The sequence below is a fragment of the Flavihumibacter sp. UBA7668 genome (assembly GCF_002483205.1).
In the GTDB taxonomy this organism is placed as follows: domain Bacteria; phylum Bacteroidota; class Bacteroidia; order Chitinophagales; family Chitinophagaceae; genus Flavihumibacter.
Genome location: NZ_DLHM01000004.1, coordinates 100,722 through 123,347 on the forward strand (window position 1 = coordinate 100,722; position 22,626 = coordinate 123,347).

Sequence of the window (22,626 nt, forward strand, 5' to 3'; positions counted from 1 at the left end):
TTGCACCATGATGAAAAGAATTCTGTTGGCATTCATCTGCCAGTGCTTATTGATTGTATCCGTAATTGCTCAGGATGATAGCGAAACTGAAGAAGGACCAAAAGGCTTTGACAGAAGCCGGCTCTTTGTAGGGGGGAATTTTGGCCTCAGCTTTGGAAACTTTACGTTTATAAACGTATCACCACAAATTGGATACCGATTCAATGATTTTTTTGCAGCTGGAATCGGCATTAACGGACAGTTTTCCCAAACCAAATACAGATTTGGAGGTGAAATCCAATCAAAAGACAGGTATGGTGTTGCAGGTATGAACGTTTTCGGACGACTCTATCCAATTAAACAGGGTTTTATTCAGCTACAGCCTGAAATGAATTATATCTGGGGAAGCCATATTGATTATAATCCCCAGGAAACTAAAACATCTCTAAACGGCAAAATTCTCCCCTCTTTATTAGCTGGTGCGGGTGCCTTTTTACCTGCAGGTGGGGTAGGAGGGTTCATTATAATGGCCCAGTATGATTTGCTGAATAAAAGTGATTATTACCCAAACCCAAGCACACCTTACGGGAAAAATATATTCCTTTCGGTCGGTTTCAACATGGGATTATAGGATTACTGAATCTTATTAAATAATTCAACCGGATTATCACATACAATAATTCGTTCTTCCAGCGGTTCATATAAGAATTGTTCTTTCTCTGCCTGCCGCATAAACAAAATCAGGTGCTGGAAATAACTACCGGAATTTAACAGGTAAATTTTCTTATCATGAATTTTTAACTGATTCCAGGTTAGCATTTCAAAGAATTCGTCCATAGTACCGAATCCACCCGGAAGAATGATGGCAGCATCACTCATTTCATACATCATCCGTTTACGGGTATGCATATCAGGAACAACTGCCAATTCTGTTATGCCATCATGCTGTTGTTCCCATTCAGTTAAGACCTTCGGAATAACACCCATTACTTCACCTCCATTCGCAAGAACCGAATCGGCAATTACTCCCATTAATCCCTTTTTGCCTCCGCCATAAACCAGTTTTATCTGGAGCATAGCTAATAATTTGCCCAGTTCTGCTGTGTGTTTGGCAAATACCGGGTTAGTCCCGGCTTGCGATCCGCAAAAAACAGCAATAGCTTTTATATTCATAGTTAATTGTGTCAAAGTACGCGTATTCCTATTTACATTGTGACAATTTTATAAAATCTTTAGCGCATGTCTTCCACCCTGCTTTTCACGTTTGTGATCGCATATTTCGCTGTTTTGCTTGTTGTTGCCTATATCACTTCCAGAAATTCCAATAATGAAAGTTTTTTCATCGGAAATAAAAATTCCAACTGGATGCTGGTGGCTTTTGGCATGATTGGTACTTCGTTGAGCGGCGTAACCTTTGTTTCGGTTCCCGGTACGGTGGAAACCAGCGCTTTTTCTTATATGCAGGTGGTTATCGGTTATTTGCTTGGGTATATAGTAATAGCATATGTATTACTGCCCATTTATTACAAAATGAACCTTACTTCCATTTACAATTATCTGCAACAACGATTTGGCTTCACCGCTTATAAAACAGGAGCTTTGTTTTTTATCATTTCGAGAACCATCGGAGCTACCGCAAGGCTTTACCTCGTCATAAATGTATTGCAGCTTTTTATTCTGGATGACCTGGGTATCCCTTTTGTGGTCACTTCCCTGATTATTCTGCTTATGATCCTGCTTTATACGTTTGAAGGAGGGGTTAAAACCATCGTATACACAGACACCCTGCAAACAAGTTTTATGTTACTCGGTCTGGTTGTTTGCGTTATCTATATCATGAATAACCTCGGTATGAACTTTGGGGAAACCATGACAGCCCTCTCTGTCAAAGGATATACCAATGTATTCAATATGGATGTCAACAGCAAAGGTTTTTTTCTTAAACAGATCTTAGGTGGTGCTTTTATTACGATAGCCATGACCGGACTTGATCAGGAAATGATGCAGAAAAACATATCTGTAAAAACACTGAAAGACTCCCAGAAAAATATAATGACCTTCAGTGTGATTATAGTATTTGTGAATTTTCTTTTCCTTCTTCTGGGCGGATTACTTTATATTTTTGCTGCACAAAAAGGATTGAGTGTTACCGGTGATGATCTGTTTCCAACAGTAGCACTTACTTACCTGCCACCGATAACAGCAGTCATCTTTATAATTGCATTAATTTCTGCGTTGTTCCCCAGTGCAGACGGTGCATTAACAGCCCTGACGTCTTCCTTTTGCATTGATATGCTGGGAATCAAACGTAATCCAACACTTAATGAAAAAAGTCAGAAACGTATCCGCATGACGGTGCACCTTAGTTTCACTATTGTATTCATGTTATGTATTCTGATATTTAAATGGATCGATAATAAATCCATCATCGGGGTTATTCTGGACCTTGCAGGCTATACTTATGGTCCGTTATTAGGTCTCTTTTCTTTTGGGATATTGACAAAAAGAAAATTCGCCGATACGTTTGCTGTAACCCTGATCTGTTTAATATCCCCCGTAATCAGCTATTTCATCAGTCAGAATGCAGATCAATTATTCGGCGGTTATCAGATTGGAATTGAACTATTGCTTATCAATGGTCTGATCACCTTCCTCGGCCTGTTAATCATATCCAAAAAACCGGCACTGGCATAAACTAAACCAGGAAAATCTACGTTCTTGTAAGGTAAACATACGATGCCATACAATTATGAACGACACGATCAAAATGACCAAACAGAGGCGTTGGAGTGAGTCAAAAGCACATTCAAGCTGGCAGATTTTCAAGATAATGGCTGAATTTGTTGATGGATTTGAAGCACTGGCCAAACTTGGTCCCTGTATCTCCATCTTTGGTTCCGCCAGAACCGAACCCGGACATCCGGCCTATGAATTAACGGTGGATGTTGCAAAGCGCCTTGCTGAAGATGGATTTGGGATAATTTCCGGCGGCGGTCCAGGTATCATGGAAGCGGCCAACAAGGGTGCCCAGCTTGGCGGAGGAAAATCAGTGGGATTAAATATCGAACTTCCTTTTGAACAACATGCCAACCCTTATATCGATCGGGATGCTAATCTGAATTTTGAATACTTCTTTGTTCGCAAAACCATGTTTACCAAATATTCCCAGGGATTTGTAATGATGCCCGGAGGATTTGGTACCATGGATGAGTTTTTCGAAGTTGCTACCCTCATCCAAACGGGAAAAATGCTTCAGGTTCCATTGATCCTGGTTGGTACTGCCTACTGGACCGGACTAATGCAATGGTTGCAAAACACCATGCTGACGGAAGGATATATTTCCCCGGAAGATATGGAGCTGCTTAAAATAGTTGATACAGCAGATGAAGTGGCAGAACATGTACTTCATTTCTACAGTAAACATCCGCTTCAGCCTAATTTCTAATAATTTGGACCTATTTTTGCACAAATTGTCCCCCATTGCAGGATCTGATAGACGAGCAGATAAATCTTTATGCAGAGCGATACAGCTCTGATGAGCCGCCTCTTTTGGCGGAAATCAACGCATTCACCCAGGCGAATCATCCGCATGCACATATGCTGAGCGGACGATTGCAGGGACGTTTTCTTTCCATGATCAGCCGCCTGCTGCAACCAGCCTATATTTTGGAGATTGGCACATTCACAGGATACAGTGCCCTCTGTCTGGCCGAAGGTCTCCAGGCTTCAGGCAGCTTACACACCATCGAAATCAGAAAGGAAGATGCCTCAACAGCTGAGAAGTTTTTTAAGCGATCGGTTTATGGTGATCAAATCCGCCTGCATCTGGGTGAGGCTGCCGGGATCATACCGCAACTTCCATTTACCTGGGACCTTGTATTTATTGATGCAGACAAAACCGGCTACCTTGAATACTATGAACTGGTACTGCCCCGTTTACGCAAAGGTGGCCTGATATTGGCGGATAATGTTCTCTTTCACGGACAGGTACTGGAATCGGAGATAACCGGGAAAAATGCGAAAGCCATTCATGCATTCAATGAACATGTAAAGGCCGATAAAAGAGTTGATACCAGCCTGCTGACACTGAGGGACGGACTTTTATTAATCCGGAAAAACTAAAGCATGAAACATCCAATCCTGTTGCTTCTGACCATATTGATGCTGTCAAAATTAACTGCACAGCAGAATCCAGCCGTACTGGCTTATATTCAGCAATATAAGCAGTTGGCTGTTGATGAAATGTTGCGAACCGGCGTACCGGCTTCCATCAAGCTGGCGCAGGGGATCCATGAAACCGAAGCGGGAAGAAGTGATCTGGTTCTTCGATCCAATAATCATTTTGGAATCAAGTGTAAAACAAGCTGGACCGGAGCAAAAGTTTATCATGATGATGATGCCGCCGGTGAATGTTTCAGAAGTTATGGCGAAGCAGCGCAATCCTACCGTGATCATTCCGATTTTTTGCGAACTAACCAGCGGTATTCTTTCCTGTTTAAACTGGATCCAACTGATTATGAAGCATGGGCATTTGGTCTGAAAAAAGCAGGCTATGCAACCAACATAAAATATTCTCAATTACTGATTCGCCTGATCGAGACCTATAATTTGCAGGATTATACCCTGGTTGCATTGGGCAAAAAGGCACCAACCTCTGATTTACTGGTAGGTATTCGACCTCCTGCAGAATCAGAAATAATAATTTCCGGTCCGCCGGTAATTACCAATTATCCTTCAGGCGTTTTTGAAATTAATGATACAAAAGTTGTGTATACAAAAGCCGGCAGCAGTTTGCTGGCATTGGCAGATGAACACCGGATTTCTTTATCGCGCCTGCTTGATTTTAATGATATCACGCCCGGTGAAGGTGATTTGCTGATGGATGATCAGCTGATTTTCCTGCAACGTAAACGCAAAACAGGTGCCGGACTCTTCCATATCGTATCAGGTGATGAAAATCTGTATGATATTGCTCAGGCAGAAGGAATTCGATACGGTTCCCTGCTTGAACTGAACCAACTTCAGCCTGGTATGGAACCGGCAGAAGGAGAGCGGCTTTATCTGAAAGAAAAATCACCCAGGCAGCCATTACTGGCCGGGGCAAAACGCCCAATTACGAAAACTGAAACCGTATATACGCCGGCTCCTGCAGAATCCTATGTGCAACAAACATCTCTTTCAGCCAAAGCTGTTAAGCATACCGTACGGGATAAAGAAACGCTGTTCGGAATCAGTAAAAAATATGGGGTGAGTATCGAACAGTTGAAAGATTGGAATCGCCTGAGTGGATCAGGACTTCGCAAAGGTCAGCAATTACTCATTTACAGGAATTGATATGTCTGCAATACAGGTAAAAGATAAACTATTTGAACCTTATTTAACAGCCAGTGAAATCAATGGCCAGGTTCAACGCCTGGCTGCCGAAATAAATCGCGATTATGCTGGTAAAAAGCCGCTTTTTATTGCAATTCTCAATGGTTCCTTCATGTTTTCATCTGATTTATTTAAGGCCATTCATATTGAAGCTGAAATCTGTTTTATAAAGCTGGCCTCCTATAAAGGAACAAAGTCTACTGGCCAGGTTATCACAGCAATTGGTCTAGATACAGATATACATGATCGTCATGTTATTATTTTGGAAGATATTGTTGACACCGGTAAAACCCTGAATGAGTTTTTACCCCAACTCCGGCACCAGCAACCGGCCTCTCTCGAATTAGCAGTATTGCTGCATAAACCGGAGGCTACCCGCTACCCGGTACCTGTCAAGTACCTGGGTTTTAGTATCCCGGACAAGTTTGTTTTGGGGTATGGATTAGATTATGATGGCCTCGGACGCAATATTCCGGAGATTTACAAGTTAAAAGAAGGTGCTGAATAAAACCTAACTTTCGGCATGAAACTACCCCGTCCTGAAAACTGTAGTTGCCATATTATTCCTTGTTCTGGCTGGGTTCCATGCAGATTGCCAGTATTATTTTCGAGGCGAAATTCGGGATGAAACCCAAAAACCGCTTCCGAATGTAAAAATGACGATGCATTCTACCGGCTATCTCTATTATTCCGGTACTTCCGGTGGCTTTGGTATTACATCTGCAAAAGCAGAAGATTCCGTAACACTTAGTTTGGATGGATATAAAGTCTGTACTTTTTTGATGAAAAGTGTCAGGGAAAATACGTTTGTCCTGCCGCTGCTGGTCAAAAAAGCCTCTCAGCCGGAAAAAAGACTGATGTCGATTACCCGCGACCTTAAACCAGCTGAACTGGCTCGTTTTTCTGTGGGTGGAGAAACCTATTCAAGCCTGCGCGAAAACGATTACATGGATGCGGGAAAATTTCCTACCATAGATTTTGCCATCAATACAGACAAGGCTTCTTATAGTAATATCAGGAGATTTCTGAATATGGGAAGTACCGTTCCTCCGGATGCAGTTCGGATTGAAGAGATGCTCAATTATTTTACCCTTGAACATGAAACACCTGAACCTGGTGAGGATTTTCATATCCGAACCAACTTGTCGGAATGTCCCTGGAAACCAGCCAATCAGTTGTTTTACGTTAAGATCAGTGCCCGAAAACTTGATTTTTCTCAAATACCTCCCAGCAATCTGGTATTTCTTATTGATGTTTCAGGCTCCATGGATATGCCCAATCGCCTGCCCTTGCTAAAAAGTGCGTTTAAATTAATGGTGGATAACCTGCGACCGGTAGATACCATTTCAATTGTAGTGTATGGGGGCACTGTTGGTGTCTGGTTACAGCCAACTTCCGGTAGCGAAAAAGAGAAAATTCATAAATCAATTGAAGAGTTAAGTCCGGGTGGATCAACAGCAGGTGAATCAGGCATTCTGGCTGCCTATCGACTAGCTGAGAGTACGTTTATCCCAAATGGTAATAACAGAGTAGTATTGGCAACTGATGGAGATTTTAACGTTGGTGAAACATCCGAAGAAGCATTGGAGCGTATGATTGTTCAGCAAAGACAGAAAGGAATTTATCTTACCTGTCTGGGTGTGGGAATGGGAAATTATAAAGACTCCAAACTGGAAGTACTTGCCAAAAAAGGAAACGGAAATTTTGCCTATCTCGACAATGAAAAAGAAGCTGAAAAAGTGCTGGTAAAGGAATTGACACAAACCATGTATTCTATTGCAGACGATGCTTTACTGCATGTAAGTTTTTTTCCAACCAATGTCAAGCATTACCGGCTTATCGGGTTTGATAATAAATTCAGTGCCTTATCCGGTGATGGAGAAGGTCTGTTGGAAGGAGGAGAGGTAGGAACAGGGCATACCCTGATGGCGATTTTTGAATTGACTCCGGTGGAGAAATACGATTCTTCTGCAGCCCTCGCCACTATCGAACTCAGCTATAAATTACCTAAAGATTCTATCCGGCATAAAATGACGAGGACGGTCAACAATAGTAAAATCAATGCATTCCAAATCCTTCCTGAAACCTATAGGATGGCCGCCGGTATTACCTTGTTTGGTTCTGTACTCAAAGAATCCCGCTTTGTTAAACCGGCCAACCTGCAGGATGTACTTACCATAATTCAGCCAATTTCAAAATCCGAGAACCTGATGCAGCAGGAATTAATCGGATTAGTTGAAAAAGCGAAAAAAATCTATTACAAAGGCAAGGCTTCCAAGCTTAAAGCGAACTTGTTCTGGTAATCCGGCTGGTGAACAAAATACATGTCAATTTCACCTATATTTTTTGCCGTTATTTTACCTCTGTAAGTGCAGGGATATTCCCCTTTTATCATATCATATACATTTTCTGATACATTAACCTGTCCGGGTTCTCCATTGCTTTCCATTCTGCTTGCAATATTCACCGTACTGCCCCAGATATCATACGCATACTTGGTTTTACCAACCACACCTGCTACCACTGGTCCAACATGAATTCCAATCCGCAGCTCCCATGGTGCCTGCTGCTTTTCTGCCCTTTTTTTATTCCACTTATCCATATACCGGATAATATCAAATGCCGCATTTACAATATTTTTTACATGGTCAGGATCAGGCGTGGGAATTCCTCCTGCGCACATATAGGAATCGCCGATGGTCTTGATTTTTTCCAGTTTATGTGCTGACATGATATCATCAAATGCCATAAAACATTCATTCAGTTCTGCAACCAGTTCCTGTGGCGATAATACATCCGCCATTTTTGTAAAACTTTTGAAATCAGTAAAGAGTACAGATGCCTGCTCAAAGTATTTTGGCGTTGCCATACCTTCCGTCTTTAATTCATTGGCCACTTCAGCAGGAAGAATATTCAACAGCAGTCGTTCAATTTCTTCATTCTTTTTATCCAGTATGGCATTTGTTTTAGCTTTCATCCGGTAGTTACGGTATAAAATTACAGCTATTGCAATGATTAATAACAGGCCAATAAGTGAGGCGTTTTTTGCAAACTTCTGGCGGGCTATTTCCAGTTCTTTTAACGCCTTATCCTTTGTCAGAAGATCAATTTCATTTTCTTTTTTCTCAATTTCAAAATTGAAAATGAGTCTTGATAATTTCTGATCGGAAGCAGAATTGTAGAGGGAATCTTTTACACTAGAATAGAGATTTTGATACTTTAATGCATTGGGGAAGTCCTCTTCCTGTTTATAGGTAATTGCCAGGCCGTTATATAACTTTTCCAATTGCGCAAAGGAGTTCGTTTCTCTTGCAAATGCTTCAGCCTGTAAATAAGTTGAAATGGCTGTTTTCAAAAATCCCTGTTCCCGATAAGCATCTGCCAGACCAATTAATGATTCCGCCATTTCCAGTTTGGCATCCAGCTTAAGCGTCATATTATAAGCCTGCAAATGGTATTGGATCGCCTTCTCCGGATTTTTTTTCTGAAAATACAGATTGCCCATTTTGTTCAGGGTGTAAGACATGCTGATGCTGTCTTCAAATGCTTTCAATGCTTTTTCGAAATAAAGCAGCGCGGTTTTTTCATCATTTCGAGCGGTATAAATTTCACCCAGATTGGTAGCTGTTGTGCCAAATGCATCCCTGTCACCCAGTTCTTCCAACATGGGCAACGCTTTAATGAAATAATCAAGCGCTTTGTCATGTGTTTCCGGATTATCGTGGTATACTGTTCCCAGATTATTCAATGCAATGGCTTCGCGAAGTTTTAGTTTATTCTCTTCTGCTACCTTTAATGATCGCAGATAATAATCAAGTGCTTTAATTTTATCTCCCTGATTATAATAAACCACTCCAATATTGCTTAGAATGGTAGATACACCTGTTTTGTCCCCAATAGTATCATACAGGTTAAGCGATTCCTGCCAGTATTGGATAGCTTCAATATAATTTCCCTGTACATACCTGATATTCCCCAGTGTCTTAACAGACAGCGCTTGTCCGCTTTTGTATCCTGTCTTAGCAGAATGTTCTACCGCCCGTTGAGCATATTCAAAAGCTGAGTCTGCTGATGTACTCATGAATTCACGACTTTGGTTTAACAATGTCTCAACTTTGCCAGAGTCAGATAAAACAGGCTGCTGCCCTCCTGCTATTTGAAGAATCAGCAGAAGCGGCAGCAGTTGTAACAGGTATGGTAGTTTTATTGTTTTTCTAAGTTTACCGTTTACTATCATGCAATTTTGTTTCTGGTCACAGGACTATTTTAGTTTTGTAAATCTGAAATTTTTTCGTGTGTTTTTCAACTGGATACTAATCAGATATTGCCCTGGGGGCAGGTGACTAATTCCAAGTTGCCATTTGTTTTGACTCAACTGATGGAGAGTACTGATTGGTTGATTTTGACCACTCATGTGAATGATAATTACCTGCCTTGCAGTTATCGATTCATCAATATCCAGTTCAATATTTAATGTCTGGGTGGCCGGATTAGGATAAACACGGTTAACTAAAACGGAATGGTCATCAACCGGTGCCATACCGAGTTCATTATTTGTTTCTGATTTACCCTTCCCATTACATTTTGAGGAACTTGAACTGGCTTCGCTGGTAGCGGATGCTTTTTGATTTACTTCAAAGCTATAAACGATCCATGTTAATTTCGTTCCATCAAAGTAAATTTCAAAACTACCTCCGCCCGGCATGAACAAAGTAGGTTGCTGCCCGCTGTAATTACCTGTGGCAAGTATGGTATTATCTTCTCCTATTGGAATATAAATAGGATAGGCGTTCGCATTTTCATATGCAAAATTGGCCTTATAATTAAATCCATTTACCGGATTTCTTAATAACTCAACACATTTAAGTATCGGTTTGATTTTTTTGGTTGAATTACTGAATGGATTTACATAAAGCGAATCTTCTTCATAAAGCACAGTGAAACTCGATGGCGATGATAAGACCATTGGCGACAGAACGGAAATTTTATAAATGCCAGGGGTGCCACCTGCAATGTAACTACTTCCAAATACCGGCGGCTGAATTTGTAAATTCTGCAGATTTTGAAGATCATTTGCATTTAATCCCTTCAGCTTATATGTATAGGTGGGTAGGGCAGCTCCTTCCTTTATGATAATGCTATCCGGATCAACACGAACAGTTAATGCAAGTACAGTCAGATTACCAGGGTCAACCACCAATTCATAATTGGAAGGCTCCCTTACTGTTATACCGGAAGGTACAACGGTGAAATTGCCACCAGGTACCAAACCTGTTATAGTTTGTTGGTTTGCATCCAGTACCGTAAACCCAAGTTCACCAGTCAGCACATCAGACAGCTGGTCGTCAAACTGTAACCACTGAACGGTAGTATCATAGGCGTTATCAACCGTGCCATATGGATAGGTCTTATCAGAAACTCCAATAGTTAATCTGGCTTTACTGATAGTCAATTCTGCCGGCATATAAGTAGCTTCATAATTTTCTGATAATAATGCAGCAGGTATGATTTTATGTTTGCCAGCAGTAAGTCCTGTTATCAGGGCAATTGATCGATATGCTTCTAAAATTCCTTCCCCTTCCTCAATGTCTGACTCATCTATAATAACGGCTATATTGTTTTTATTTCCATCACCGGATCCCTCATTGGAAACAATGGCAGAAGCATTGGTTAAGGTACTTACAATTCCCCTCAGACTAACGATTCCACGTAAACTTACAATTCCCCGTAGGCTTACAATTCCTCTTAAGTTGGAAATGCCCTCCGCTGATTCCATCGTAATCTCCGGCTCATTCCCAAGATATTGTGTAATCGATCCCGGTGCAAGGTCTAATACCTGAGTTGTTTCATAAATCGGTACACCACTCACAATTCCTCGCAGACTTACAATTCCCCGCAGGCTGACGATCCCTCTTAGGCTTACCAGGAATCCAAGGTCCTCCAATCCGGCCAGTTCATCGCCGCTTAATTGTTGTCCATCTACCAAAGCACTTGCATCATTTATCAGGAATTCCTGGTGTGTTGTGCGAACTGCATCCAATACAGCCTGTTGTTGATTTGCCTGAATAACATGCGTTCCGTCAACCAGCGCGTACGTATATTCAAAGTCTGCAATTTTTTGTCCATATTCCAGGTTTTTGTTTAGCACTTGTATGGTCACCGGGAGTTTTAAAACCCTTAATGTTCCATCGCCGGTTTCTGGTGATAAAAATGTTCCATCCGGATTGGTGGAAGGATAATTGTAGAGTTCCATTAAAGCTAGGTCATCCGGGTTTTCCGGATTTAACGGATTCATTTTTGTTCTTATGAAATAGGGCGAATTAATGGGTGAAAACTGGGTGGCATTGGTACTAAACTGCAGGTTATCCAGTCCGATTTCTGCTGCAGTAATTCCCAATTGTTCTATTGGAGTTCCATCAATAAATATCAAAGCCCTAAACCTGTCCAATGGAACGGGCTCTCCGAATTTTTTTGTTGTATCTACTATTTCAATTGTGATATTCTTTTTAACCAGATTGAAAAGCGGAATGATTTCGGAAAATCCACCATCTGTGCCATTGGAGCTTATAGGAGGTGTATAAACCTGTATTGTTGGATTTCCTGTAACTGCGCCTGGCTTCACTAAAATTGTAGTTGAGTTTACTATGGTATAGGCAGATGCATCCAATTCCTCCGATCTGAATAATACCTGTGAGGTAGGTCGGAAAAAGGTGCCATTAATAGAAAATTCAAATCCCGGTTCGGTTGGGAGAGGAGCGCCAGGCTCCTGATTATATGTAATACTTTCCAGTACCGGAACTGGTGCTGCAAAACTTCCAATAGCAGAAAGAGGTTGAATAAGTCCATATCCTGATCTCGAATCGAAGCCACCCTCATCAATATCCAATGCTGTATTCGATAATAATTGTTTTAGAGCTGCGGGTTGAAGTGTAACCGGACTGATAAATTTTCTGCTTGCTTCCATCACTAAGGCAGCAGAGGCAGCTGCATGCGGAGCAGCTGCAGATGTTCCAAAGAAATTAATAAAACCATCTCCGTCAAAATCATTGATTCCCAATTGCACCGTAGTATTCACTCCATTTGGTGCTCCAAAATCAGGCTTGGAGCGTAAACTTCCATTTACAGGAGTGCCTCCAAGGGAGGAAAATAGTTCGGAATTTATTGGGCCCTGTATGCTATTATTGTCGGGTTTTGTATACCGTACAGCAGCTACCGTCATAGCACTTGCTGCATTCGCCTGTCCAACAATGGTACTACTCCCTTCCAAATATTCTTCAATGGTTGCTTCACCCCGGAAAATAATATATTTCAGATTTACAGGTGTGGTTGTTGCACCAGGTGCTGAACCAGCTTTAACAATCAAAACATTCGTAAACGTATTGGACTCTGTATAAAATGGCATCACTTCAATTGGATCACCACCAATATTGTTTCTATTAAATCCAAAGAGCGTTGAACCATTGTCATTGGTTAGATAAATATCAAAATCATGCTGTGTTCCCTGTGCTTCCGGTCCAATAGAATACACATCATCCTGCCATTGTAAAACAATGGTATAGGTTCCCGGTATCAGTTTCAAACGTTGAAACTGATCACCCGAGCCACTGAAATCATGTGCTTCCCCAATAATGCCTAAAGGTGCCGCAACGGGTCTGAATTCTTTCTGATAGGATTTGTTTCCATAATTGCCCGCTGCTGAAAAATAACTTACACCAGCTGCAGATACGATATCTACTGCCTGTGCTACCTTGCCGTCCTTAAAAAATGGTTCGGTAATAAAAGTGATATCATCCACCATTATATCACACTGTGCAATAGATTGTAGTTCAAGGATACCCTGGGCAAAATCACCCGGACTAACAAATCCGGTTCTAAAAGCAAGGGAAGCGCCAGGAGCAAGGTCATGAATGATCTGCAACATGGCCCTTCCTTCATCCGATCTTCGTCCATAGGGAAATTCTTTAAGTACTTCTACCGGCGTTTGAAAGTTCGTGTTCTCCTCGCCCGGTAAATCTCCGTTTTGCACATCTGTTTTTGCAGGTCCGCCATCAGGAGGATTCAAGGGTATAGAGCCGGTTGTATTATAGCTGTCTGATAAAACTCCGATTTTTACACCGGCACCTGATAATTGGTAGGCTTCTCTTACCTGATTGGTTGCAATAGATGTATCTCCCTGGCTGGAAGTTTGTCCAAATCCGGTAATAGCCGGATAAACGGGTCTGCAGAAATTAATGAGTTTTTCATCCGGACTACGTCTGTTGTCTTCATTAAATGTGTTGAGTTTCTGAAGGTTGTTGATTGGGAGTTTACCCGTTATTATGAGTGAATTAACGCCATTGGAAATTAAATCATCCAGTCCATAGGGATTTCCCGGCTGCGTTAGTAAATCCTGTACATAGGCCCGTTTACCTTCGTAAACAATTATCTCAATATAAACACCATTGTTCTGGATCAGAAAAATTTGATCTGAATTAGGACCGGCTCCAGGATTTTTGAAAAGAAAATCAAGTTCTGCACCTATTATTTTTTCCACTTTTCCACTGGCTGGAGGTTGATACAAAGGACATACATCTGAATTGTCTTCAACCAATACAGCATCCGAACTGCTGCATCCACTTGCCGGATTGGTAATTGTTACGGTATAAGTACCAATGGTGTTTACGGATAATTCTGCCTCATTTCCCAGTACTACACCAGCTGCATTAGTCCAGGAAAATTGAGCATTCTGAATATCAGTGGTAGCCTTTAAAATAGTGGAGGGGGCTCCTGCACAGGAAAGCGTGGTATTGGCCCCTGCATTTGCAAGTGGCGGCTCCTGGCAGGTTTCCAATGCAACATGATTCAGCTCAACACTGCTTCCAATTAATATTTGTTTCCCTGACCAAACAGCGCCTGTAATTTTGGAAACACTGGACCCTGATCCGATCGCTACATTTCCATTAGGAACATAAATGGTTCCCATCCATTCGGATATGGTTCCACCAGTACTTCCATTACTTTGGGTCCAGGCTGTTTTGCGGTCTTTTGAGGTGGATCCGTTTCCCTGTGCTTCTGCATATATTCGGGAAGCTGATCCTGTTCCTCTAATTTCTACAGCCAGTTTGCCAAGATCCACATCTCCCTCTATGATCAGGCGGAAAATTCCAGTCGCATTTGTTCCAAAATCAAAAATGAATTTGTTGAAATTGCCGGTGTTCCGAATATTTTTTAAATAATAAGTACCCGGACTGCTGAAGGTGATGGTTTTATTACCATTGAGTTCCAGCTTTCCATATGTACCTGGTGTATAAGTTCCGGTATTGGTTATTGGATTACCTGTAGTTGAAGGGAAACTTGTAAGTGACGGCAAAGCCGGAAGTACCGGAAGTTCTGGCTCCTGTTCACGGACCTCTCCGGTTGATGGCTGTGGGCCGGAATAGGTTGTTCCTATAGCATGTGTAATATTGCCTGTAATGGATCCGCCTCCAATTGAAATGGATCCATTTCCATCAATATTGCCTCTGATTTGGGCATTAGACCCAATACTGACGGAGGTACTGATTCCGGATTTATTTGCTGCACTGAGATTACCTATAATAGTATTGCTGTTGGTTAACTGTATATAAGAATCTGTATGCAGGGAAGCCTGGATCGTTGCTGAGCCGGTAGATTTTATCGGCCCATAACCTCCGACCCTACCACTTCGGATATTGGTTGCCGAACCCAGTTCGATGCCACAGCCGGTACAACCAGTCTGGCCGCTAAAAAGCAGATAATCATTGAGTTTTGTTTGGGAAAAGAGCGTTGTACTACTGAGTAATACAACAAGTACAGCTGTTAATTGCAACCAATTTATTCGGTTACATTCCTTTTTTCTCATGCTCAAACGTTTTGAAACCAGGCAGCTATAGTGGATACTACATTTGTCTGATTCCGGTGATGGGGTTATACTACAGTTAGGGGTACGTTTGATCGAAAAATGAGGAAGGGCGGATTTCGAAATGTTTTCCTGGCGGGATATTAAGAAGCTGTAAGGTAGGATAATTAAAACTGTTTCACAAGGGGAAAAATACCCATTCTCCCTGATTAATTAGGTCGTTGAACGGATCGTTCATTTTGTGCCCTTAATCGCTTACACAAAATCTTTATAAAGCCACGTGCAATTTCTGGCCGGGTATCAATTAATTCATAAAAGGGTTCCTGATTAATGCGGAAAAGAGTGCAATCAGAAACGCAGGTTGCACTAGCTGATCTTGTTTCGGCATCCAGAAGAGATAATTCGCCGAAAACTTCTTTTTCTCCTAATTCAGCCAAAATGGTTGCTTCTTTGTGAATCCGGATTGTACCCCTGTAAATGATAAACATGCAGTCACCGATTTCACCTTCTTTGAAAACCAGCGTATCTTTTTCATATTCTTCTTCTTCCATCAGAGGTGCGAGATCAGCAAGAATATTTTCCGGTGTATCCCGAAAAATGGAAAGTGATTTAAGAATTAAAACTTTTTCAATCAATAATAATCTGTCACTGGTACGCTGATTCATATTCGGGATTTAAGCTATTGCAAATTGTGCAGTCTCCTGCAGCAGAATATTATCTGCGCCTAAAAATTTATTGTAATAAACCGTATCTATTGGGATGGTGTATTTTCTTGAGACATATAGTGAACAGGCTTTTGTCCAATCCTGATAAAGGATTGGTTTCTCTGACAGAATACGTTGCATTATTGAGCTGATTTCAGTGAATTCAGTTTCCCGATAAACTGAACGTAATGCATTGCAACGTTCTTCAATAGTGCTTTCTTCAAATAAGAGGCAAAAATATTTGCTAAGATCCTTTTTTACAGTTACCTCAATTATTTCCATTGCATTTGCAATCGTCTCCTTCTTGTTTGCCAATAATGCATTCCTGGATTTCTGTATACTTTCCCTCTCATACATACATCCGAAAAGGCAAAGAAGCAATTCCCTGATTTCTGTCAGTTCAATTTCGATTGCATTGTGTAATAAAATGGCTGCCTGATTTTTTTTCATTAATGTATGTTGCATGAAAACCAATTCAATGGCATACTGAATATATCCCCTTGCAACTTCTTCCAAATGGATTCGATTGGAATGATCAGCTTTGAACTTAGATCTGTAAAGTGATTTAATTGTTGCAGGCAGATCCGTATTTTTTCCTCTTATCATTTTCTCCAGAAAGGACCTTGCTGCAATTCCTCCAATTTTTCCAATTATTACAATTAATTCTGTCAATTGTCTGCCGGAAATTCCTGTTGCCTGAATATGCGTTTCAATCTGATTTACCGCATGGCTACCAGCTTTTAGTAAGGCCTTTTTTACCTGTTTTTCGTATTGTGGCAATAGATTCAAACAACTCTTAAGCGTTTCTCCAGAGGCAGCTTTACCTACAACTGAAATTGCCTTTTTTATAAGGTCAGGGTTTTTCTCTTCTGATAAAAAGATAGAAATCAGTGGATGGTCATATTCATCTGATACAGAGTGAAGAATGGTTAACGCGGTTATTTTATCTGCATGATTTGCAGATCGAAGCATACCTGCTATCTTTTCTTCAGCAGAAAATCGGATACTTCTGCTATTATTTGCAAGCATTCCGGCTAATGCAGCAAAATGAAGCTGACTTTCTGCGCCGGCAGCCAGAGATGAAATTTCGGAAACTTTTTCCGCCATTTTGCATACAGCAAATGTTGCTTCCTTTGTTACTTCCGGTACATTTCCTGATTGAAGTACCTGTTCCAGGTCTTTTCTCATTGCTCTTATTCCCTTTGAACTGATTAATCGGATTGTTTCTTTTTTAACCGCGTCGGAATTGTGGTCCAGAAATAAAGATAACAACTCTAAGGAAAGAGGATTTTGTTTGCTGGCAACCATTGATAAAATACTGACAACTTCCTGTTCCGTGCCGGATCGTATTTTATCCTTTATTTTGTGTAGAGTCTCCTGATCATTTAAGGTAAAATCATCCTGACTGAAATACCTGCTGGAAATAGTGGAGACCAGCATTTGCAGATATTCTCTGTTTACAAAAAATATTCCAATAAGCCATCCACCTGCCAGCAGAAGGAGCGTACTACAGAGTGTAAGTAAATTGATTTCTTGCTGTATGTGAAATAGAACAAGTAATAGTATGCCGCAAAATAACGTTGCAAAAGGATCCATTATTCCCTTAATAATATTATGGGCCCGCATTCTTTCATGAATCGGCATTGGCTGCATAATGGTCAGTAATACCGGCGAATTAATGGCTGTTCGCATTACATCAATAGCAATGGAGGAAGCGCCGAATATGTAAAAAATAAATCGTTCATCCGGATTAATAAAAGAAATGCCAATTATCATGCTGATTAATCCGACCAGTACCAATGGAGTTATAAAAAGTGATTTTTGTATTCCAAGATTGGTTGTTAAACGACTGGTGAATATTGTTTTTGTTATGAGTGCCGCAATGCGTAATCCAGCCATAAAAAAGGCAATGAATTTCGCCAACTCTACATCGTCTCTATAGGATTCTTTTATTTTCGCATAAAATCCATAATTCACAATTATTACACAGGCTGTTGCAAGTAAAGAGATGATGGCAATTCTTCGGATTATTTTACTTGCAATAAATGTCTGGTATAGATTTTTTATAGGATGCGTTGAATGATGAACCACATGGGATTCATGGTGATGCTCAAAATGAACATGCTCAGATTTTGCAATGGAGCGGTAAAATGGAATGGAAATCAGCATGCTGACAACTCCGAGTAATAAGAGGTTCAACGTTCCCGTATAGGGCACAAAAACCAACGCCAGCGTGTATCCAATAAACTTGGCAGGGATATCTCCTGAACTTACAACACCAAACAATCGCTTACTTTGCCTAATATTAAATAACCTGGATGCAATTCCCCAGAATTCCAGGTTATTTAACAGATATAATACATAAAACCAGGCCAGGCTAATATAATAGAGCCAATCATCCGTAATAAAGGTGCTGCCCAACCGAACCAATAACATGGTTCCTGCCATGAATACAATGATTCCTTCATTGAATTTTTTAAATGGAATATGATGTTCCAGTACAGTATATGCAAAGCCTGTCAGCCAGAGCAGAAAGGCAGATAATACCATAACCCAGGGAAGTTCGTGTACCGGAAATTTTTCAAGAAAACGGGCAAATTCTGCCGTAAAAAAGAAAGAAATTCCCGCCCCCTGGAAGAATTGCAGCCAGAATAATTGCTTTACGATCGGCCATTCACTCCTCTGTATATTCAATAGGTTCAACCAAAACCGGTTGGATCTCATTACCCGTCTTTGTTTTTAGTTAGATTCAGTATTGACTGTTTTTCTTTGAGCAGTTTTAAGTGCTCCAGTTTTCCGGGTTGTCGGATAGATCGGGAACTTTTCGTAAAATATTGGTGCTTCTCAAAAAAATCAATTTGAATTGGATCCCATTCTGCAGCTTTTATAATAATTCCATATTCCAGGAATTCTTTCATTAGAGATTGACTGATCGGAGGAAAGTCTTCTCTTCCAAGATAATCAAGATCCGCATCACAGATAATTTCTTCCAGGATGCCATTGGGCTTTTGAGGAATTCTGGTAGCCATTATCATTCCGCAAATGGTATCAAGTTCATCCTTGGAAAATTTACCATCCTGCAAATCTTCCAGCATTATTTCACAAGAACGTTTTTCATGCCCTTTGTAAGTGTCCAGAAATCCGGTATCATGGTAAAGTGCAGCAATCTTTATATGTAATAATTGTTCCTGATCAACAATGCCTTCCTCATTTGCAATCCGCTCAGCCTGTTTCAATACATCCAGTGTATGTTCCAGATTATGGTAGGTTAATCGTTTATCCAGCCCCTTTTTAAGACGCTGAATAATCATTCGCTCCAGGGTTTTAAAGCCTGATTCCGTCATTTGTTAACCTGTTTAAAAAATGGGAAGCAATCGTAATTCAGTAGAAATATAACAAAAAAGCCGCAGATGAAACATCTGCGGCTTTTTAATTATGAAAAGATTTCTCTGACTTTGTCAAAAAAACTTCGTTCGTTCTTATCCGGTTTTGGTTGGAAATTTTCGGACTGCTGCAATTTTTCCATCATTGCTTTTTCTTCACCATTAACATGTTGCGGCGTCCAGACATTTACATGAATGAGTTGATCGCCTTTTTCATAACTGTTAACTGCCGGGAATCCCTTTCCTTTCAGCCGAAAAATTTTCCCGCTCTGTGTGCCAGCCGGAATTTTTATTTTGGCACGGCCATCAATAGTCGGTACTTCCACATTTGCTCCAAATATCGCATCCGGTATGGATATATACAGATCATAGGCTACATTAAGACCGTCACGATGTAAGTCCTTATGTGCATCTTCTTCAATCAGTACAATCAGATCTCCGGGAGATCCACCCCGCTCCCCGGCATTTCCTTTTCCCGAAACATTCAGTTGCATCCCTTCCTGAACCCCGGCCGGAATATCAATTGTTACGGTTTCTTCTCCATATACCCTGCCTTCACCTTTACAATTTCCACATTTCGCTGTTATGGTGGAACCTTCCCCGTTGCAGGTAGGACAGGTAGTAACAGTCTGCATTTGTCCCAGGAAGGTACTTGTCACCTTCCGCACCTGACCGGAACCTCCGCAGGTACCACAGGTCTGTATGCTGCTTTTATCCTTGGCTCCGGAACCGGAACAGGTGGTGCAACCAACATATTTTTTAACCTTGATGCTTTTGGTAACTCCTTTGGCAATTTCTTCAAAATTCAATTTCAGCTTTACCCTTAAGTTGCTGCCACGGGTTCCTCTTGATCGTTGCCCGCCACGGCCTCTGCCCCCTGCCTGTCCGCCAAAAAAGGATCCAAATATATCGTCACCAAAAATATCCCCAAACTGACTGAATATATCATCCATATTCATGTTGGCACCACCGCCGTATCCACGTGCTCCATTCCCAACACCTGCATGACCATACCGGTCATATTGCGCCCGTTTATCAGCGTCACTCAGTATTTCATAGGCTTCTGCTGCTTCCTTGAATTTTTCTTCAGCAGTTTTATCCCCCGGATTACGGTCGGGGTGATATTGCATGGCTACTTTCCGGTAAGCTTTTTTGATCTCATCCGCTGATGCCGTTTTTCCAACACCCAATATTTCGTAATAATCTCTTTTTGCTGACATGTATTTTCTTATTTACCGACTACCACTTTGGCGAACCGGATAATCTTATCATTCAGGTAATATCCCTTCTCTACTTCATCAATTACTTTTCCTGCCATCTCAGGAGATGGAATTTCGGTAATCGCTTCATGTAAATCCGGATTGAATTCAGTGCCAATGGTTTCCATTGGTTTTAAACCCCGCCCGTATAATACCGTCCGAAGTTTATTAAAGATCAGGTGCGCACCTTCTTTCAGCGCTGTCAGATCTTCACTGTTCTCCATCTGCTTTTGCGCTCTTTCCGTATCATCCAGCACTTCCAGCAACTGACCAATCACTTCTTTTCCGGCTGTCTGAATCAATTCCAGCCGTTCTTTTGCTGTCCGTTTCCTGAAATTGTCAAATTCAGCCGCCTGGCGAAGGTATTTGTCCTTCAGATCGGCAATCTCCAATTCCAGCTTTTCCAGCTCACCAACTTCCTTTACTGGTTCATTCAGGTGATTGGTTCCCGGTACATCACTGTCTGAATTAATGTCCATTTCGTTCTCTGTTGGCTTAAATTCTTTTTCTTCCATATCGTACAAATTGGCAGCAAACCTAGCAATTTTTGCCATTATTGGCGGAAAACCGCTCAATAGCCTGTTCAGTTTGCTTTGTTTTTTGATCTGAGCATAAGGGCAATTTTTTTGCCACAGGTTCAAATCGGGACATTTTGTCTTATCCCAACCCGATCCACCCTAACTTTGCGCCCATATGACGAATGTATTCCTGAAAAAGAAGATTAGCAGACGCGTTGAAAACGGACACCCCTGGGTATTTGCAAATGAAGTCAATACCATAGATGGCCCGCTTGATGGAGGCGATATTGTCAATCTCTTCACCCATGACAAAAAATTTGTAGGCAGAGGATATGCCAATCCTAAGTCACAGATTCTGGTACGGTTACTAACCCGGAAAAAAGATGAAGAAATCAATGATAAATTCTTTTATAACCGGATAAAATCCGCCTGGGAATACCGCCAAAAAATCGGGTATACCGAAAACTGCCGCCTTATTTTTGGTGAAGCTGACTGGATGCCTGCCCTGATTATTGATAAATTCAACGACTATTTCGTACTGCAAACCCTGGCACTTGGTATGGATAACTGGAAACCTGCCATTGTTGCTGCCCTTCAGGAAATTTTCAAACCCAAAGGCATTTATGAGCGGAATGATGTGCCGGTTCGTGAACTGGAGGGACTTCCCCAACTCAAAGGCTTCCTCTCTGATCCCTTTGATACAAAAATTACAATTCAGGAAAATGGGCTGAAGTTCCTGGTAGATATCGAAAACGGGCAAAAAACCGGCTATTTTCTCGATCAGCAGGATAATCGCAGAGCCATTCAGCATATTGTCAAAAATGCAGAGGTGCTCGGCGCCTTTACCTATACCGGAACATTTGAAATTCATGCGGCTCATTATGGGGCGAAATCTGTCCTCGGTCTCGATATTTCTCCATCTGCCGTAGAACAGGCCAATCGAAATGCCGAATTGAATGGATATGCCGACCGTTGCAGGTTTGAAACTGTTAATGCCTTTGATGTTCTAAAAGCCTGGGCAAAAGATGGACGTCAGTACGATGTGGTTATGCTCGATCCCCCCGCCTTTACAAAAAGCAGAGAAAACCTTCAGAAAGCTATTACCGGTTATAAGGAAATCAATCTTCGCGGGATGAAACTAATTAAACCCGGTGGTTTCCTCGTTACCACTTCCTGTACCAATCTGGTTCAACCCGAGCTGTTCCTCGAAATTATACAGATGGCTGCCAAAGATGCCAAACGCACCCTCCGTCAGGTAGTGTACCAAACCCAGGCCAGCGATCATCCCATCGTATGGGGACAGGAAAACACCCATTACCTGAAATTTTTGATTGTGCAGGTAGTTTGAGGAAGGGAGAGGGGACAATGGAGGAAGAGGAGATAAGGGAGGAAGAAAGGGGAAAATCCCATTTATAAGCACCGTCATAGTTGTTTTTCAGGAAATCCAATAACTGCCAATTACGTAAAAGGGTATTTTGGGTAAACATTGGTCAATCAGGTAGCCACCCTGCTTTTAGATGCCTTCTCTGGCCGGAAATGTAAGGAGAACAGGCC

The 22,626-nt window shown here is 41.4% G+C and carries 16 protein-coding genes; 8 read left to right on the forward strand and 8 right to left on the reverse strand.

Annotated elements, in window-relative coordinates; all coding sequences use genetic code 11:
* Window positions 1-7: 7 nt before the first annotated feature.
* Window positions 8-610, forward strand: a complete 603-nt coding sequence (locus B2746_RS08525; protein WP_290792429.1) for a hypothetical protein — start codon at window positions 8-10, stop codon at window positions 608-610.
* 2 nt (window positions 611-612) lie between these two features.
* Here the strand turns inward: B2746_RS08525 and B2746_RS08530 are convergent, their stop codons facing one another.
* Window positions 613-1,152, reverse strand: a complete 540-nt coding sequence (locus B2746_RS08530; RefSeq protein WP_290792430.1) for a TIGR00730 family Rossman fold protein — start codon at window positions 1,150-1,152, stop codon at window positions 613-615.
* Between the two features lie 66 nt (window positions 1,153-1,218).
* Between B2746_RS08530 and B2746_RS08535 the strand changes: the two genes are divergently transcribed.
* From B2746_RS08535 to B2746_RS08560, 6 genes are all read left to right on the forward strand, one after another.
* A complete protein-coding gene (locus B2746_RS08535) occupies window positions 1,219-2,673 on the forward strand; it encodes a sodium:solute symporter (RefSeq protein ID WP_290792431.1) in 1,455 nt (484 codons plus the stop codon).
* 55 nt (window positions 2,674-2,728) lie between these two features.
* Window positions 2,729-3,424 (forward strand): TIGR00730 family Rossman fold protein, encoded by a 696-nt coding sequence (locus B2746_RS08540; RefSeq protein WP_290792432.1) that lies wholly within the window; start codon window positions 2,729-2,731, stop codon window positions 3,422-3,424.
* A 35-nt stretch (window positions 3,425-3,459) separates the two neighbouring features.
* Window positions 3,460-4,101, forward strand: a complete 642-nt coding sequence (locus B2746_RS08545) for an O-methyltransferase (RefSeq protein WP_290792433.1) — start codon at window positions 3,460-3,462, stop codon at window positions 4,099-4,101.
* A 3-nt stretch (window positions 4,102-4,104) separates the two neighbouring features.
* Window positions 4,105-5,313 (forward strand): glucosaminidase domain-containing protein, encoded by a 1,209-nt coding sequence (locus B2746_RS08550; protein ID WP_290792434.1) that lies wholly within the window; start codon window positions 4,105-4,107, stop codon window positions 5,311-5,313.
* 1 nt (window position 5,314) lies between these two features.
* Window positions 5,315-5,860 carry a hypoxanthine phosphoribosyltransferase gene (gene hpt / locus B2746_RS08555; protein WP_290792435.1) on the forward strand — a complete coding sequence of 182 codons (546 nt, stop codon included), beginning with the start codon at window positions 5,315-5,317 and terminating at the stop codon, window positions 5,858-5,860.
* Window positions 5,861-6,008: 148 nt separating this feature from the next.
* Entirely contained in the window at window positions 6,009-7,655 is a 1,647-nt protein-coding gene (locus B2746_RS08560) for a vWA domain-containing protein (RefSeq protein WP_290792436.1), read from the forward strand.
* Here the strand turns inward: B2746_RS08560 and B2746_RS08565 are convergent.
* From B2746_RS08565 to B2746_RS08595, 7 genes are all read right to left on the reverse strand, one after another.
* Complete coding sequence (locus tag B2746_RS08565) at window positions 7,610-9,433, reverse strand: adenylate/guanylate cyclase domain-containing protein (protein ID WP_290792437.1); 1,824 nt, start codon at window positions 9,431-9,433, stop codon at window positions 7,610-7,612. The genes B2746_RS08560 and B2746_RS08565 overlap by 46 nt on opposite strands.
* Window positions 9,434-9,613: 180 nt before the next feature.
* Window positions 9,614-15,211 carry a S8 family serine peptidase gene (locus B2746_RS08570; protein ID WP_290792438.1) on the reverse strand — a complete coding sequence of 1,866 codons (5,598 nt, stop codon included), beginning with the start codon at window positions 15,209-15,211 and terminating at the stop codon, window positions 9,614-9,616.
* A gap of 206 nt (window positions 15,212-15,417) precedes the next feature.
* A complete protein-coding gene (locus B2746_RS08575; protein ID WP_290792439.1) occupies window positions 15,418-15,873 on the reverse strand; it encodes a Crp/Fnr family transcriptional regulator in 456 nt (151 codons plus the stop codon).
* A gap of 9 nt (window positions 15,874-15,882) precedes the next feature.
* Window positions 15,883-18,636, reverse strand: coding sequence for a hypothetical protein (locus tag B2746_RS08580; RefSeq protein WP_290792440.1), 2,754 nt, complete (start codon window positions 18,634-18,636; stop codon window positions 15,883-15,885).
* On the reverse strand, window positions 18,636-19,256 hold the full coding sequence (locus tag B2746_RS08585; protein WP_290792441.1) for an HD domain-containing protein: 621 nt from the start codon (window positions 19,254-19,256) through the stop codon (window positions 18,636-18,638). Before B2746_RS08585 ends, B2746_RS08580 begins: the two co-directional genes overlap by 1 nt.
* A gap of 89 nt (window positions 19,257-19,345) precedes the next feature.
* Complete coding sequence (gene dnaJ, locus B2746_RS08590) at window positions 19,346-20,515, reverse strand: molecular chaperone DnaJ (RefSeq protein ID WP_290792442.1); 1,170 nt, start codon at window positions 20,513-20,515, stop codon at window positions 19,346-19,348.
* Between the two features lie 8 nt (window positions 20,516-20,523).
* Entirely contained in the window at window positions 20,524-21,108 is a 585-nt protein-coding gene (locus tag B2746_RS08595; RefSeq protein WP_290792443.1) for a nucleotide exchange factor GrpE, read from the reverse strand.
* A gap of 139 nt (window positions 21,109-21,247) precedes the next feature.
* Here B2746_RS08595 and B2746_RS08600 point away from each other — a divergent pair, with 139 nt between their 5' ends.
* A complete protein-coding gene (locus B2746_RS08600; RefSeq protein ID WP_290792444.1) occupies window positions 21,248-22,420 on the forward strand; it encodes a class I SAM-dependent rRNA methyltransferase in 1,173 nt (390 codons plus the stop codon).
* Window positions 22,421-22,626 lie beyond the last annotated feature (206 nt).

Bases quoted from the DNA above. Each gene is read 5' to 3' on its own strand.
- B2746_RS08600 (WP_290792444.1), top strand. From the start codon at position 21,248: ATGACGAATGTATTCCTGAAAAAGAAGATTAGCAGACGCGTTGAAAAC.
- B2746_RS08535 (WP_290792431.1), top strand. From the start codon at position 1,219: ATGTCTTCCACCCTGCTTTTCACGTTTGTGATCGCATATTTCGCTGTT.
- B2746_RS08560 (WP_290792436.1), top strand. From the start codon at position 6,009: ATGACGATGCATTCTACCGGCTATCTCTATTATTCCGGTACTTCCGGT.
- B2746_RS08530 (WP_290792430.1), bottom strand. From the start codon at position 1,152: ATGAATATAAAAGCTATTGCTGTTTTTTGCGGATCGCAAGCCGGGACT.
- B2746_RS08595 (WP_290792443.1), bottom strand. From the start codon at position 21,108: ATGGCAAAAATTGCTAGGTTTGCTGCCAATTTGTACGATATGGAAGAA.
- B2746_RS08565 (WP_290792437.1), bottom strand. From the start codon at position 9,433: ATGAGTACATCAGCAGACTCAGCTTTTGAATATGCTCAACGGGCGGTA.
- B2746_RS08525 (WP_290792429.1), top strand. From the start codon at position 8: ATGATGAAAAGAATTCTGTTGGCATTCATCTGCCAGTGCTTATTGATT.
- B2746_RS08580 (WP_290792440.1), bottom strand. From the start codon at position 18,636: ATGAGATCCAACCGGTTTTGGTTGAACCTATTGAATATACAGAGGAGT.
- dnaJ (WP_290792442.1), bottom strand. From the start codon at position 20,515: ATGTCAGCAAAAAGAGATTATTACGAAATATTGGGTGTTGGAAAAACG.
- hpt (WP_290792435.1), top strand. From the start codon at position 5,315: ATGTCTGCAATACAGGTAAAAGATAAACTATTTGAACCTTATTTAACA.
- B2746_RS08550 (WP_290792434.1), top strand. From the start codon at position 4,105: ATGAAACATCCAATCCTGTTGCTTCTGACCATATTGATGCTGTCAAAA.
- B2746_RS08570 (WP_290792438.1), bottom strand. From the start codon at position 15,211: ATGAGAAAAAAGGAATGTAACCGAATAAATTGGTTGCAATTAACAGCT.
- B2746_RS08575 (WP_290792439.1), bottom strand. From the start codon at position 15,873: ATGAATCAGCGTACCAGTGACAGATTATTATTGATTGAAAAAGTTTTA.
- B2746_RS08585 (WP_290792441.1), bottom strand. From the start codon at position 19,256: ATGACGGAATCAGGCTTTAAAACCCTGGAGCGAATGATTATTCAGCGT.
- B2746_RS08540 (WP_290792432.1), top strand. From the start codon at position 2,729: ATGAACGACACGATCAAAATGACCAAACAGAGGCGTTGGAGTGAGTCA.